This is a genomic window from Streptomyces mangrovi (assembly GCF_900114215.1).
Taxonomy (GTDB): domain Bacteria; phylum Actinomycetota; class Actinomycetes; order Streptomycetales; family Streptomycetaceae; genus Streptomyces; species Streptomyces barkulensis.
Genome location: NZ_FOSG01000006.1, coordinates 59,414 through 73,983, shown reverse-complemented (window position 1 = coordinate 73,983; position 14,570 = coordinate 59,414). Strand labels below are relative to the sequence as shown.

Genomic DNA, 14,570 nt, shown 5'->3' with positions numbered 1-14,570 from the left:
TTCGCCCGGCCGAACCGACCCGGCCGGCCACGGCCGGCAGAAGGGAGCGAATTCGCATGAGCGGACTCCTCGCGGGAAAGCGCGTCCTGGTCACCGGCGCCCTCACCGAGGGATCCATCGCCTTCCACGCGGCCAAGGTCGCGCAGGAGGAGGGCGCCGAGGTCGTTCTCACCGGCTTCGGCCGGCTCTCCCTGGTCGAACGGACCGCCGCGCTGCTGCCCGAACACGCGCCCGTCGTCGAGCTGGACGTCACGGACCGCGCGCAGCTGGACGGCCTGGCCGCCAGAGTCCGCGAGCACCTCGACGGGCTGGACGGTGTGGTGCACTCCGTCGCCTTCGGCCCTCCCGGGGTCTTCGACTTCATGGGAGCGGACTGGGCAGACGTCTCGACGGCCCTGCACACGTCCGCCTACTCGCTGAAATCACTGGCCACGGCATGTCTGCCGCTGATGGGCCGCGGCGGCTCGATCGTCGGCGTCACCTTCGACGCGACGGTGGCCTGGCCCGGATACGACTGGATGGGCGTGGCCAAGGCCGCTTTGGAGGCGACCGGCCGCTACCTCGCACGTGATCTGGGGGCCAGGGGCATCCGCTGCAACATGGTCGCGGCCGGGCCGGTGAGGACGACCGCGGCGAAGTCCATCCCCGGTTTCGGGGAACTCGCGCAGATGTGGAGTCAGCGTGCCCCGATCGGCTGGGAACCGGCCGACCCCGAGCCGGCCGGCCGCGGTGTGGCCGTTCTGCTCTCGGATTTCCTCGCCGGGACCACCGGTGAGATCCTCCATGTCGACGGCGGCTTCCATCTGACGGGTGCCTGAGGGACGGGGGAACGCCTCACACGGCCCAGTCGTCGGCCCCGGCCCGCCGCCGAAGCCCCGCCCGAAGTCCCTCCCGAAGTCCCTTCCCGAGGCTCTCGCCGCCGCGCGGGAGAGGGCCGGTCACCGGCCCCGCGAAGCCACGCCCCGTGGGAGGGCCGCGCCCGGCCGGCCGGGGAGGTGAGGCAGCGGTGGAGTCCGGTGAGCGCGCCGGCCTTCACGGAACAGGTGCTCTCGGCGCCGGCGACGGGCCGGACGGCCGCCCGGGTTCACATGTCGTCGCACAGGTCGCCGGAGACGGTCGCGGTCGGTTCGCGAAGTGCCTCCGCGGCGGTTCCGGGCGCCTCGCCCCCATCCCCCAACCCCCTCCAGGCGCCGGCGAACCGCTGGACGAGAGCCTCCGCCGGCCCCTCCGTGGAACAGAAGCGTGCGTACGGCGCGCCCTTCGTCATGCCGATGCGGGCGGCGACCGCGTGCACGGCGGTGCCGGCGTAACCGTTCCGGGCGGACTCGGCGCAAGGGCAACCGCTTCCCGGCCCCCGCCGGTCCCGACAGCCTCGACAGCCCCCTGCTCCGCTGCGGGAGGACCGCACAGGCCGCCACATGAGACACGCTCGCGGTGCGTCACCCGATACCCTCGGCCTCATCCGCGAGAGGTTGGGGGCATGACCGGAACTCACAGGCCGCAGACCGCCCGGGACGCCGCGCGCCACGGCCCGGCGCTCAAGCAGGAGCGCGCCTTCCAAACGCGCGCCCTCATCCTCGACAAGGCCGCGGAACTGTTCTCCGAGAGCAACTACCGGAGCGTGTCGATGCAGGACGTGGCCGATCGGGTCGGAATGACCAAGGGCGCGGTCTATTTCCACTTCCGTTCCAAGGAGGCCCTCGCCGCGGCCGTGGTCGCATGCCACTACGAACGCTGGCCACCCGTGGTGGAAGAGATCAGGAACGGGGGCCTGAGCCCCCTGGAAGCCGTCGAGGAACTCCTCGACCGCGCGGCCCTGGCGTTCCGGGACGACCCGATCATGCAAGCCGGCACCCAACTGCAGTTGGACCGGGACACCATAAACGCCGAACTGCCCGCGCCCTACGTCTACTGGACGAACCTGCTCACGGATCTTCTGGACGCCGCACGCGCCGAGAACCAGTTGCGCACGGGTGTGCGGCCCGACTCCGCGGCACGGGCCCTGGTGGCGGCCTTCTTCGGGATACAGCACATTTCACACACCCTCACCAGGCACGGTGACATAGTCGGACGCTGGCAGGAACTGCGGGAGCTGTTCTTCCACTCCCTGCGAGCGTGAGGGGCGCGACCGTGGTCGGCTGTGTGTGCGGCAGCCGGCCGGTACGGCGCGGGAACGCGTCCCGTGGCCCCTCGGCCCCTCCGGGACCGGCACCCGGTTGCCGGAGGGGAACGCCGCCACGCCGGAACCCGTCGGTGAGGACCGGAAACCCACCCTGCGCGGCGCGCCTCCTGTACCACGTGATGCACGCGTCCCGGCGCGAACCAACCGGCGCCCGCCGTCGGCCTCGGCCGCGTACCCGTTGCGCATGGGGAAGGAGTGCACGTTCCGCACACCGAACACCTTGCACGCCGGCTTCGGAGCCTGTCCCGCGTCGTCAACAGTCCCGGACACATACTGAGCGGTGATCGTGGGGAACCATGACGGCATGGACAGCGGAACCGACGTGGTGGAGAGGGCCAAAGCCTTTGACCGGGGAGCTCTGGCCGACGTAGTCGCAAGAGCCGCCGAGGACCGTCAGCGAGTGCTCACCGAGTTCCCTCGCGAGGACTGGCCCACCCTCCCGGTGGAACGATACGCACTCGGCGCGCAACAGCACGGGGACACCACCCGCTCGTTCTGCTGGCTCATGGAGTACGGAACCGAGGCGTTCGGCAGCATCCGGGGCGGGAGCGCCGCCAAGCACATCATCTACCGCCACCGCAGCGGCGAATGGCGGCTCCCGGCTCCACTGCGCAAGCTCGATCACCTCGAGGCGTGGAGCACGGTCCGCCAGGAATTCACCGAAGCCTTCGACGCCGCCGAGGGCGGCGACTTCAACAGGATCAACGACCTTGGCACACTGGTGTACGGGCAGGCACTCGTCACCAAGACGCTGGCGCTCTACTTCCCCGACGAGTTCCTGCCGGTCTTCTCCGCCGCCCACGTACGGCACTTCAGCGAACTCCTCGGCGGCAAGCCCTACCAGACCTACGGAGGCGTCCGCACCTGGCAGGCCAACCGGAACCTGCTCTCCCTGGTCCGGGACCGGCCGGTGTTCGACGGATGGCATCCGCAGGAAGTGATGCGCTTCCTGTACCGGCACTACGACCCGCGGCCGCGTCAGCGGGCGGTGTGGAAGATCGCACCGGGCGAACGCGGCCGACTGTGGGAGGAATGCCGCGAGGGGCGGTACATCCGCGTCGGATGGGACGAGATCGGCGACCTCGGCCAGTACGAGAGTGACACGGAGCTGAAAAGCGCCCTGGACGCCGAGTGGCCGCGGTCGGCCGGCGGAAACCTGCGCCTGGCCCGGCAACTGCTGGCGTTCCGCGACCTGGAGGAGGGTGACCTGGTCGTCGCCAACCGCGGTACGACCGAAGTGCTCGCGCTGGGGACGGTCACCGGAGGCTACGCCTTCGACGAGAAGCACACGGAGTACCGGCACACGGTCGGCGTGCGGTGGGACGACTCCTACGCGCAGACCCTCGACGCGCCGGAGAACGCCTGGCGGCAGACATTCGCCAAGGTCCCCGAGAAACTGATGCGGCGTATCCGGGAAGGGCGCAGGACGACACCGTCCACCGGCGCCGTGCCTGATCCGGCCCTGACCGAGCTTCCGGCCTCGGTCAAGTACGCCATGGACATCCTCGAGCGCAAGGGGCAGATCATCGTCCACGGCCCGCCCGGCACGGGGAAGACCCGGCTGGCGCTCAGCGTGGCCCTGGCGGTGGCCGACCGGGCCGATGCGATCGAAGCACCGGCGGCGGACCGCTCAGCGGCGGTGACCGGCCTGCTCGGCGACTCCGGCGGCAGCGGCGTACCGGCGGTCACCATGGTGACCTTTCACCCCTCCTACGGTTACGAGGACTTCGTCGAAGGGTTCAAACCCGCCCCCGCGGAAAGCGGCCCGGGGCTGAACCTCCGGTTGCAGGAAGGGCTCTTCCTGCAAATCTGCAAGGCGGCCGCGAAGGCGCCGGACCGGCGGTTCCTCCTCGTCATCGACGAGATCAACCGCGGTGACCTGGCGCGTGTCCTCGGCGAACTCGTCACCTTGCTGGAAATGGACAAGCGGGGCACCCCGGTCAGGTTGCCGACCAGCGGGAAATGGGCCGCGGTGCCGCACAACGTCCGGGTCGTCGGCACCATGAACACGGCCGACCGGAGCATCGGGCACCTCGACGCGGCGATCCGCCGCCGCTTCGGGTTCATCGAGGTCCCCCCGGACCCCGAGACACTCGACGGGTCCGTCGGCCCCCTCGACCTCGGGGTCTTCCTCTCCGTACTCAACGACCGCCTGGTCGCCGAGTTCGGCCCGGACCACCGCATCGGCCACGCGTGCCTGCTGTGGAACGACCGCCCGATCACCACCGAGGAGGAGCTCGAGGCGGTCTTCTACCACGAGATCGTCCCCCAGATCGAGGACTACGCACTCGGCCGGCCGGAGCCGCTGAGGGCGGTGCTCGGCGAACTGGTGGATCAGGCCTCGGGGCGGGTCGCCCGGATGGGTGCTCAGGACCTCGCCGCCAAACTGGCCAACGAGTTCGCCGAAACCGGTGATGTCCTCGATGACTGACCACCGGGCCGGGCGAACCACTCTGACTCCGCTCGTCGTTCAGGAACACGAATCTCTCCAGCTGCGCCGCGACCAACTCACCGAGGTAGACCTCCGCACGCTGACCCTCCTGCGGGACATCAAGAAGATCGGCCTACGGGAGACCCGTAGAGGCTGGACCCTGACGGCCCGCTCCACGGTCGGTGTACTGGCACTGGACCGGGTACGGCTGGCCCTCGGCCCGAAGCTGGACATACCGGGAAAACAACTGATCACCTGGCTCTGCTACGCCCAGGGCACCCCTGTGCCCCACGAGCCGACCGTCCGGAAATGGCTGATCGGTGAATCCGGCTATGCCGACATCGCGCTATCCGCCCTCCTGGCCGAGTGCTTACACCTTCTGCACCACGGACTGCGACGCGACTACCGGCGAATGGACCGGGTCGAACCGGTACTGCGCGGACGGCTCGACGTACGTGCCCAGGCGACTCGCCGCTACGGTGCCGTCGACCGGCTGCACGTCCGTACCTTCGAACGTGATGCGCGCGTCTGGGAGAACCTGGTCTGCGGGGCCGCGCTGTCCGCTGCGGCAGACCTGGCCACCGATCCGGCGCTCGCCCACACTCTGAGGGAGACGGCAGCGCGCTTCCCCCGCCCCGCCCGCCCCGGCGACGCACCCCGCATGCTCGCGCGAGCCCGGTACACACGGCTGAACGGGCACTACCGGCTCGCCCACACCTGGGCCCGTCTCGTCCTCACCGTGGAGCGGGGAGGGGTCACCGACCTTCTGACCGAACGAGGACTGCGGGCGGACAGCATGCTCCTCAACATGGACGTGCTGTGGGAACGGGTCGTCCGCCGCATGGCCCACCACGCAGCCATCGAGTTCGGCGGCCGTCACGTGAGCAGCGCCGACGGACACGGGATCAGGACGACCGGTGACATCGGCAAGACCAGAAAACCCTTCGTCCCCGACGTGTTGCTGCGCTTTCCCGCTTCGCAGCCCCGCTTCCTGCCCATCGACGCCAAGTACAAGACGTACACCGAAAAGGCCGTGAACTCCGAGGACCGGCACCAACTCCTGACCTACATAGCCGGCTACACCACTCCCGACGCCCCTCTCGCGGCCATCGTCCACCCCGGGCCTCAGGGCCCGACCCGCCGCACCCTGACCATCACCGGTCCACGCGGAAGAACCCTCGGAAAGATCAGGGTCCTGGGCCTGGACACCCGCCTACCGCCCCACCAGGCGGCCGGACCGCTGAGAGAACTCGCTGCCGACTTCACCGCGATCACCGACCAGGCGTAGTCGGCTTCCTCCGGCCCGGCAGCCCTCGCGGAACCGGCCGGTGACGGGCAGCGGCTTCCCGGCACCTCCTGCTGCCGGACCGGCGCGAACCCCACGACCGTTCCCGACCCGTCATCACGGAAGGGCCGCACCATGGACGCCGAACCAGTGAACTCCGACGCCTGGACCGCTTACGGCGCGCATCATCTGACGCGTGGCACCCACATACCCGACGTGGACCGCTTCACCTGGGGTTTCCGGCCGAACGGCCCCGGAGTCGAGATCCTCGGGGCCGTCTCCGGTCGCCGCGTGCTGGATCTCGGCTCCGGGACAGGCAGGTACGCCGCCCACCTGGCCCGTGAGCACGGTGCCCTGGTCGACGCGGTCGACGCCTCGGCCACCCAGCACGAGCGCGCCCGCACCCGGTACGGCCGGCAGCCCGGCCTGAATCTGATCCTGGCCGACGCCGTCGAACATCTGCGCACCGCGGAGCCGTACGACGTGATCTACTCCGTCCACGGTTTCGCCTACATCGACCCCCGGCGGCTCCTGCCCGCTGTCGCCACCGCGCTGCGCCCCGGCGGCCGCCTGGTCTTCTCCGTCCTGCACACCGACTCCGACGGACACGGCCCCTCGACCACCGTCACCGCCCGGCCGGAGACCCTGCCCCTGGCCGGCGGCGGCCGGCTGACCGTCCGGATGTGGGTCCTCACACCCGAACTGTGGGAGGACCTGCTCACCGAGCACGGACTCGTCGTCGACCAGGTGGACGTCCTCGACGCCCCGGGGGACGGCGACCCCCTCTCCTGCCGTCTCTTCCAGGTCCGTCACCGGACGGCAGGTCACCAACCACACGACCACTGGGATTCCGGGAGTGCAACCCGCATGGCTTGAGGCATGGGGAATCCGCCGTGCTCCTGAAGTACCGGTGTTCTCCCGCACGAGGCGTCACGGCCGATGGGGCACCGGTCCATCACAGGCACGGCGGACCGCCGGGGCTCCGGGTCGGCGGATACCGAACGCGCGTAGCGCGCGGCGCTGGGCCGGGGAGGGCTTGGCCGGGAAGAGGATGTGACAGATGCCTCCCGTACCGCTTCTGACCTGGCCTTTGACGGTGTAGCGCTTGGTGCGCAGCCAGATGTTCTCGAACTGCTACAACCCGCCTTACCAGAAGCGGCACCGCACGGCAAACGACCAGTTCAACGGCGTGGACCCGTCCCCTGCGGGCGGGCCCACGCCACCCCGTGCCGACTCGGTGCTGACTCCGCCCACCGGCCCGGGACACCGGCGCCCTCCCCGCACCACGCTCCCCCGCCCAGACGGCTACCTCTCACCGAGGGTGACCGCCTGCAGAGGAACGGACAACGCCTTTGGCGCGGCCGCTCCTCCATACCTTCGTCCTCCCCAGGTGATCAAGTCATCCGGAGGCACCATGACCGAGCCGCTCCGGGATGTCACCGCCCTGGCCGAGTTCCTCGGAAAGCCCGTCTCCCGGGTCTACGACAACCACCCCAAAGACGGCGTCCTTCCCCGTCCAGCGCCGGTGACCTTCGCGGGCCGCCACCGCATGCGCCCGTACGGCTCCGGCCCCATGGGCGCGTGCGATGGCGGCCCGGCCCCCCGGAGACGCGACGGACGGTTCACCCGGTCTCCCCTCCCCCACAGGTGACTCTCAGTAGATTGAGGTAATCCGAGGAGGGCCTCCGAAGGGACGGAATGGCGACACCGGGCATGCACCGGGACTTCCTGCTGGAGTTCGCCGGGTTGGAGAAAGCCGTCCAGAGACGCGTGTACGAGGTGTTCGAGAAGTTCGCTGCGGCCACATACGCGGGACTCCACCTCGAAAAGCTGACACACCAGCGGGACCCGCGGATCCGGACCATCCCACATCACCGACTTCTGGCGGGGCGTCGTCCTCAAGGCGGAAACCGGTGACGGCTACCTGCTGCTGGGAGTCCTTCCCCACGACAAGGCCAACGAGTGGGCCGCGAAGCACCGTGCCTCGGTCAACGAGGCCACCCAGGGCGTCGAGATCCGCAACGACGTCGCTCTGGAGCGGGTCACGGCCGGGCTGCGCGCCCGGGCGGCCGAAGAGCCCGCCCCTCTGTTCCCCGTCCCGAAGTTCCCGGACAAGGTGCTTCGCAGCCTCGGCGTGGACGAGGAGATCCTGCCCATCATCCGGCTGGTGCCGGACGAGACTCATCGGGAGGCACTGCACAAGGTGCCCCCGGAGCAGCAGCACGACGTGCTCCTCGGACTCGCCACCGGAATGGAACCGGCCGAGATCCACCGGGAGATCGTCCAGGCATACGCCCGGACCGCGCCGGATTCGGCCGACTCCTCGGGCGGTGACGAACTCTCGACCACCATGGCCCGTTCACGCGGCCGGGGCGCACTGGTCTCCGGCACCGACGAGCTGCAGGAGATCCTGGCGCGGCAGCTGCCCGCCGACGCGCCCGACGGCTGCGTGCTGCTGACTACCTACACCAAGGACCTGGCCGCCGAACTCGAGCGGAGCCTGGAGCTGGTCTTCGACCAGAAGGAGATCACCGCACGCTGGGCGCGGATCGCCCGCCGCCTGGATCTCGACTTCACGGACGTGTTCCTGGACCAGGATTCGAGGAGCAGTTGCGGCAGGCCGGCGAGCGGGCCTTCCTGCAGGTGCGCGCCGAGGCGGCGCGTGTCGCGGAGGAACTCGGTGAGCGGCCGTTCCGGCACGTGGTGGTCGACGAGGCACAGGACCTGCATCCCGCACAGTGGCGGTTCCTCCGGTCCCTCTCGGCCCCCGGTCCCGACGACCTGTTCATCGCCGGCGACACCCGCCAGCGGATATACGGCAACCGTGTCTCACTGCACTCGCTCGGCATCCCGGTGATGGGACGCTCGCACAGGCTGCGGATCAACTACCGCACCACGCAGGAGATCCCCCTGTGGTCCGCCTCGCTGCTGACCGGCGAGGAACCGGACGACATGGGCTGCCAAGCACCCCCTGACCCGCCGCCTCCAGCGTTCTGTCGCCCGCCCGAGTCCCCTCACCTCACCCGGTGTTCACCGCGGACGGAGAACAACGGCTGCTGCCCCACCCCCTACCCGGGTATCACTGCCGACTTGGCTCCCCGGAGTGACGCCCCGCTCCCCGCCGCCTTCCTACCTTCCCACCGTCACCACGGACGCGACGGAGGAGAGGGACGGATGCGCCGCTTCAGGAAGACTCTGATCACCGCCCTGCTGACCGCACTGCTGGCCGGCGGCACGGCGGGCCGGGCCGCGGCGAGCGCCCAGAGCCCACCGATCGGTCCGCTCCCCGGCACCGCCGCCTGGCTGGCGGACGGCTTCCCGGGCAAGGAGCCACCGGACCCCGCCACGGCCGGCCCGCACGAGGTCGCGGCCTTCTTCGCCGGTCTGACCGGCGCCCAGCAGCGCGGACTCGTCAGGGACCACCCCACCGTGGTGGGCAACCTCGACGGCGCCCCCGTACACCTCCGTTACGAGGCCAACGCCCATGCGGGCGACCAGGTCCTGGCGTACGACCCGCGCGGCCGCGGCATGATCGCGCAGGTCGCGGGCGACCTGGAGAACGCCGCCCACATCGCGGTGATCGTCCCCGGCTCGGACACCGGCCTCTCCGCGTTCGGCACCACAGCGCAGCAGGCGGCCGCCCTTCAGGAGGAGGCGGGCGACGACACGGCCGTCATCGCCTGGGCCGGCTACACCACCCCCTCCGGTATCGGCCCGGACCTGGCGACGGGCCGGCTCGCCGAGGCCGGCGCCGAGCGCCTCACCCGTTTCACCGACGGCCTGGACGCGGCGGGCCTACCCGATCCCTCCCTCTTCTGTCACAGCTACGGTTCGGTGGTCTGCGGCCTCGCCGCCTCCGACACCGACGCGGGCGACATCGTCGTCATGGGCTCGCCCGGCATGCGCGCCGACGACGTCACCGCACTCGGCACCGACGCCCGCGTCTGGGCGGCGAAGTCCCCGAAGGACTGGATCGACCGCGTCCCCAACGTCGAGATCCTGGGCCTGGGCCACGGCGCGGACCCCACCTCGCCCGGCTTCGGCGCGACCGTCCTGCCCGCCGACGACGTCCCGGCACACGACGGGTACCTCACCCCCGGCACCTCCACTCTGACCGCGTTCGCGGCGATCACCCGCGGAGACCTGCGGTGAAGGCCCCCGCGAAGCTCGTGAAGCTCACCACCGGGATCGACGAACGGACCCCCGCCCACCGCGACCGCGCCGTCGACGGCCTGCGCGCGGCGGCGCTCCTGGCCGTCCCGACCGGCCACTGGCTGCTGGGCGGCCTCACCCTCGACAGCGGCGGCGGCCTGCACAACGCCAGCCCGCTGGCCGCGTTCGGCTCGCTGGCTCCGGCAAGCTGGCTCCTCCAGATGCTGGGCGTCTTCTTCCTGGTCGGCGGCCACTCCTCGTACCTCTCCTTCCGCCGCCGCGCAGGTTCGGCCCGCCAGTGGACCGCCGGCCGCCTCAGGCGACTGGGCCGCCCCGTCCTCGGCGTCACCGCCGTGTGGGCGCTGCTCCTGCCGGCCCTGCACTACGGCCTCGGCATCCCGACCGCCACGTTGCACACCGCGTCGACCCTGGTCGTCCAGCCCCTGTGGTTCGTCGGCGTCTACGGCGTGATCACCGCCCTCACCCCGTACTGCGTCCGGGCATCGCGGCGTCTGGGCTTCTGGGCCGCGGCACCGCTGCTCGGCTGCGTCGCGGTGGTCGACTTCCTCCGCTACGGGCCTTACGCGGACGCCGTGCCGTCCTGGCTGAGTCTGCTCAACCTGCTCCCGGGCTGGATGTTCGCCTACCAGTTGGGCGTCTCCTGGGCGGACAGGCGGCTGGGCCGGCGTGAGGCGTGGCTGCTGATCACGGGCGGCGCGGCCCTGTTCGCCGCCCTGCTGCTCGTCTTCCACTACCCGGCGTCGATGGTGGGCGTGCCCGGCCGGTCCCGTACCAACTCCCATCCGCCATCCCTGCTGGTCCTCGCGCTGGCGGCCCTCCAGTGCGGTGCGGCGATCGTGCTGCGCGACCGGCTGGCCCGGCTGCTCCGGCGCCCCGTCCTGTGGGGCCCGGTGGCGGTCGTCAACCTGTCGGCGATGACGATCCTGTGCTGGCACCAGACGGCGATGCTCGCCGCCGCGGTTCCCGCCTCGCGCTTCGGTGAGGTCCCCGGCCTGACCACCACGCCGGACACGGCCGGATGGATTCTGGCGCGGCTGGTCTGGATGCCGCTCTTCGCGGGGCTGCTCATGGCGATCGCGAAGTTCGCCCGGCCCCTGGAGGCCCCGTGGGACCGCACCGGCACGGTCCTGCGCGCGGCGGCGGGCGTGCTGGCGGCGGGCTTCTTCTACTTCGCACTCGCGGCGTGAGCGATGTGAGCGGCGTGTCCGCACCGCCGTGTCACCACGGTCCGGTGCCGCCGCGGCACGGACCCTCGCCCCCGGCGGCACCGGGCACCTCGAACGATCGGACGAAACCGAGCACCGCGACCCCCTCCATCGAACACCGGAGCGCAACCATGTCCACACCCGGCATGCCCACAACCGACGAAACCGCTCTGCCGCACCCCGCGAGAACCGCCGCGAGGCAGCCCGCACCGGAAACCGGCAGCGAGTTCGCGCCCCTGCTGCGCGACATCAGGGAACAGGGGCTGCTCAACCGGCGCACCGGCTGGTACGCACGCGTCATAGCGGCCAACGCGCTCGGTCTGGCCGCCGTCGTCACCGGCATGGCGCTCACCGGCGACTCATGGTGGGTACTCGTTCTCGCCCCCGTCCTCGCCGTCCTGTGCGCCCGCACCGCGTTCATCGGCCACGACGCGGGCCATGCCCAGATCAGCGGCAGCCGGGCCACCAACCGCCGGATCGGACTCGTCCACGGCAACCTGCTGCTCGGTATGAGCCACGGCTGGTGGAACGACAAGCACAACCGCCACCACTCCAACCCCAACCACATCGACAAGGACCCCGACGTCGCCGCCGACGTCCTCGTCTTCACCGGCGAGCAGGCCGCCACCCGCACGGGCTTCCGCGGCCTGCTCACCCGCCACCAGGCCTGGCTCTTCTTCCCGCTCACCCTCCTCGAGGGCATCGCCCTGAAGCTCCACGGCTTCCGGGACCTGCGCCGCCGGACCGGCCGCGAGCGCCTGGTGGAAGGCGCCCTCCTCACCGCCCACGTCACCGGATACCTCACGGTGCTCCTGACGACCATGCCGCCGGCGCGGGCGCTCGTCTTCGCCCTCCTCCACCAAGCCCTGTTCGGGCTGCACCTGGGCATGGCCTTCGCGCCCAACCACAAGGGGATGGACATGCCCGACCCCGACGGCGAGAAGTGGGGTCACCTGCGGCGTCAGGTCCTCACGTCCCGCAACATCGAAGGCGGCGTCCTCACCGACTGGTTCCTCGGCGGCCTCAACTACCAGATCGAGCACCACTTGTTCCCCAGCATGCCCCGACCCCACCTGAGGCTCGCCCGGCCCATGGTGAAGGCCCGCTGCCACGACCTCGGCGTCCCCTACACGGAGACCGGTCTCGTCGACTCCTACCGCCGAGCCCTGCGGCACCTGCACGAGGTGGGAGAGCCTCTCCGTGCCGACATCGGATGAGCCGGCGCCGCTCACCCTCGCCGCGCCTAAGCTGGAGCCCATGGACTCGGGGGGAGAGCAGCGGCCGCGCGCGCTGCTCGCCGACGCGTCGCGCCGGTGGGTACGGCTGCTGCCGTGGGGCGTGGCGTTCGTGCTGTGCGTCGCCCTGCTGCCCACCACCATCCATGTACTCGGCACCGACTACGGCCTGAACGGCGGCGTGGCGAGCGCGCTGGCCGTCGCGCAGACGGCGCCGCTGCTGCTCGCCGTCGTCCGTCCGCTGCGGGCCTGGTACGTGATCTTCACCGCGGACGTGGTCGGGGCGCTCGCCCTGCTCGCCGTCGACTTCGAGGAGCGGCTCCTGTGGCCGTTCCCGCCCATGGAGATCGTCGGGTACGTCGGCCTCTGCATCGCCCTCGGCCTGCGCGAGCCGCGCCGGACGCTTGTGCCGGTGTGGCTGGCGACGGTGGGCGCGGGCGTCGGCCTGGAGTTCGCCGCGCCCCACGACACGAACGGCAACACAACCCTGCTCATCGTGCTCAGCGGCGCCGTGCTCGTACTCTGCGGTGCGCTCCGCGAGCGGTACGAGGCGCAGCGCAGACTGGCCGAGCAGGAGACCATCAGCGAGGCCGAGCGCGGCCGGCGGACGCTGCTGGAGGAACGCGCCCGCATCGCGCGCGAACTGCACGACGTGGTGGCACACCACATGTCCGTCATCACGGTGCAGGCGGACACCGCGGCGTACCGCCTCGACGGCCTGCCGCCGGACGTGCGGGAGGAGTTCACCTCCATCGCGGCGACCGCGCGCGAATCGCTCGGTGAGATGCGACGGCTCCTCGGCGTACTGCGGAGCGAGGAGACGCACGGCGAACTCGCGCCCCAGCCGGGCCTGACACAGGTCGGGCAGCTGGTGGATGCGACGGTGAGAGCGGGCGTGCCGGTGGAGTTCACCCCCTGCGACGCCGACGTGCCGGAGATGGTGGGTCTGGCCGCGTACCGCATCGTCCAGGAGGCCCTCGCGAACGTCGTGCGGCACGCGCCGGGCGCTCCGGCACAGGTGTCGGTGTCCGCGTCGAAGTCCGCTTTGGGGGACGGCGCGCGGCTCACCGTCCTCGTCGTCAACGGGCCGTCGCCCGCCCCGCCCACCGCGCCGTTCGAGGAGGGTCGCACCGGGCACGGCCTGGTCGGCATGCGGGAGCGGGTGCGGCTGCTGGGCGGCGAACTGGACACCGGGCCGCTGCCGGACGGCGGCTTCCGGGTGGCGGCACGGTTGCCGGTGACGTCGCCGGTGGCGGAGGACGACAGAGAGGGAGCGGCATGACGATCCGGGTCATCGTCGTCGACGACCAGGCCATGGTGCGGGCCGGCTTCGCCGCACTGCTGGCCGCCCAGAGCGACATCGACGTGGTGGGCGAGGCCCCCGACGGCGCGCAGGGCGTCGAGCTGAGCCGGCGCACCCACCCCGACGTGGTGCTGATGGACGTCCGCATGCCCGAGATGGACGGCCTGCGGGCCGCACACCACATCCTGGCGCCTCCACCGGGCGTGACGCACCGTCCACGCGTCCTGATGCTCACCACGTTCGACGTCGACGACTACGTCTACGAGGCGCTGCGGGCGGGCGCGAGCGGCTTCCTGCTCAAGGACGCGCCGCCGGCCGACCTCATCGCGGCGGTACGCGTCGTGGCCTCGGGCGACGCACTGCTCGCCCCCTCGGTGACACGCCGCCTCATCGCGGACTTCGCCCGGCAGCGTCCCGCGGCCCGGGGCAGGCCCGCGCTGCGGCTCAAGGCTCTGACGGAACGCGAGACCGAGGTCCTCACCCTGGTTGCCGGCGGCCGGTCCAACGCGGAGATCGCGCAGACGCTGGTGCTGGCCGAGCAGACGGTCAAGACGCACGTCAGCCGCGTCCTGAACAAGCTCGGTCTGCGCGACCGCGCCCAGGCGGTGGTCTTCGCCTACGAATCGGGACTGGTGACCGCGGGCGAATAGCGCGGCCCCCGCCCCGGCGGGAGGCGAGGGCGCGGCCCTCCCGGGGCGTCGGACCCATGGTGGTCTCAGCCGTGGTCCGCGGGCGGGCCGGGAGGACGGTCCGGGT

Annotated in this window: 10 protein-coding genes and 2 pseudogenes; 11 read left to right on the top strand and 1 reads right to left on the bottom strand. The window is 71.2% G+C overall.

All coding sequences use genetic code 11. The features are described from left to right. Window positions 1–56 precede the first annotated feature (56 nt). The 5 genes from fabI to BM237_RS10390 all read left to right on the top strand — a co-directional run bounded on the left by fabI (window position 57) and on the right by BM237_RS10390 (window position 6,774). A complete protein-coding gene (gene fabI, locus BM237_RS10415) occupies window positions 57–818 on the top strand; it encodes an enoyl-ACP reductase FabI (protein WP_093849291.1) in 762 nt (253 codons plus the stop codon). A gap of 662 nt (window positions 819–1,480) precedes the next feature. Further along, window positions 1,481–2,119 (top strand): ScbR family autoregulator-binding transcription factor, encoded by a 639-nt coding sequence (locus BM237_RS10405; protein WP_093849289.1) that lies wholly within the window; start codon window positions 1,481–1,483, stop codon window positions 2,117–2,119. 367 nt (window positions 2,120–2,486) lie between these two features. After that, window positions 2,487–4,613 carry an McrB family protein gene (locus BM237_RS10400; protein WP_093849490.1) on the top strand — a complete coding sequence of 709 codons (2,127 nt, stop codon included), beginning with the start codon at window positions 2,487–2,489 and terminating at the stop codon, window positions 4,611–4,613. Continuing rightward, window positions 4,606–5,901: an McrC family protein gene (locus BM237_RS10395; protein ID WP_175540962.1), complete on the top strand. Its 1,296-nt coding sequence runs from the start codon at window positions 4,606–4,608 to the stop codon at window positions 5,899–5,901. The genes BM237_RS10400 and BM237_RS10395 overlap by 8 nt, the downstream gene beginning before the upstream one ends. Window positions 5,902–6,033: 132 nt before the next feature. Then, window positions 6,034–6,774 (top strand): class I SAM-dependent methyltransferase, encoded by a 741-nt coding sequence (locus BM237_RS10390; RefSeq protein WP_093849287.1) that lies wholly within the window; start codon window positions 6,034–6,036, stop codon window positions 6,772–6,774. Between the two features lie 114 nt (window positions 6,775–6,888). On the opposite strand, the pseudogene BM237_RS30520 reads toward BM237_RS10390, so the two are convergent. Further along, a pseudogene (locus tag BM237_RS30520) lies at window positions 6,889–7,032 on the bottom strand (peptidase C39 family protein); the annotation flags it as partial. 1,509 nt (window positions 7,033–8,541) lie between these two features. On the opposite strand from BM237_RS30520, the pseudogene BM237_RS30515 reads away from it, so the two are divergent. From BM237_RS30515 to BM237_RS10350, 6 genes and pseudogenes are all read left to right on the top strand, one after another. Beyond that, window positions 8,542–8,667 (top strand): annotated as a pseudogene (locus tag BM237_RS30515) (UvrD-helicase domain-containing protein); the annotation flags it as partial. Window positions 8,668–9,072: 405 nt separating this feature from the next. Continuing rightward, a complete protein-coding gene (locus BM237_RS10370) occupies window positions 9,073–10,050 on the top strand; it encodes an alpha/beta hydrolase (protein WP_093849489.1) in 978 nt (325 codons plus the stop codon). After that, the gene (locus BM237_RS10365) at window positions 10,047–11,258 is read left to right on the top strand and encodes an acyltransferase family protein (RefSeq protein WP_093849284.1); all 1,212 of its coding nucleotides are present in this window, start codon (window positions 10,047–10,049) and stop codon (window positions 11,256–11,258) included. Before BM237_RS10370 ends, BM237_RS10365 begins: the two co-directional genes overlap by 4 nt. A gap of 164 nt (window positions 11,259–11,422) precedes the next feature. Then, entirely contained in the window at window positions 11,423–12,493 is a 1,071-nt protein-coding gene (locus tag BM237_RS10360; RefSeq protein WP_093849488.1) for a fatty acid desaturase family protein, read from the top strand. 40 nt (window positions 12,494–12,533) lie between these two features. Continuing rightward, complete coding sequence (locus BM237_RS10355) at window positions 12,534–13,793, top strand: sensor histidine kinase (RefSeq protein ID WP_093849283.1); 1,260 nt, start codon at window positions 12,534–12,536, stop codon at window positions 13,791–13,793. Then, window positions 13,790–14,464, top strand: a complete 675-nt coding sequence (locus tag BM237_RS10350; RefSeq protein WP_093849282.1) for a response regulator — start codon at window positions 13,790–13,792, stop codon at window positions 14,462–14,464. Before BM237_RS10355 ends, BM237_RS10350 begins: the two co-directional genes overlap by 4 nt. The last annotated feature ends 106 nt before the right edge of the window (window positions 14,465–14,570 follow it).

What these genes read in the sequence shown, in the direction of transcription:
- BM237_RS10400 (WP_093849490.1), top strand. Translation starts at nt 2,487, where the DNA reads ATGGACAGCGGAACCGACGTGGTGGAGAGGGCCAAAGCCTTTGACCGG.
- BM237_RS10390 (WP_093849287.1), top strand. Translation starts at nt 6,034, where the DNA reads ATGGACGCCGAACCAGTGAACTCCGACGCCTGGACCGCTTACGGCGCG.
- BM237_RS10370 (WP_093849489.1), top strand. Translation starts at nt 9,073, where the DNA reads ATGCGCCGCTTCAGGAAGACTCTGATCACCGCCCTGCTGACCGCACTG.
- BM237_RS10350 (WP_093849282.1), top strand. Translation starts at nt 13,790, where the DNA reads ATGACGATCCGGGTCATCGTCGTCGACGACCAGGCCATGGTGCGGGCC.
- BM237_RS10355 (WP_093849283.1), top strand. Translation starts at nt 12,534, where the DNA reads ATGGACTCGGGGGGAGAGCAGCGGCCGCGCGCGCTGCTCGCCGACGCG.
- BM237_RS10360 (WP_093849488.1), top strand. Translation starts at nt 11,423, where the DNA reads ATGCCCACAACCGACGAAACCGCTCTGCCGCACCCCGCGAGAACCGCC.
- BM237_RS10395 (WP_175540962.1), top strand. Translation starts at nt 4,606, where the DNA reads ATGACTGACCACCGGGCCGGGCGAACCACTCTGACTCCGCTCGTCGTT.
- BM237_RS10405 (WP_093849289.1), top strand. Translation starts at nt 1,481, where the DNA reads ATGACCGGAACTCACAGGCCGCAGACCGCCCGGGACGCCGCGCGCCAC.
- fabI (WP_093849291.1), top strand. Translation starts at nt 57, where the DNA reads ATGAGCGGACTCCTCGCGGGAAAGCGCGTCCTGGTCACCGGCGCCCTC.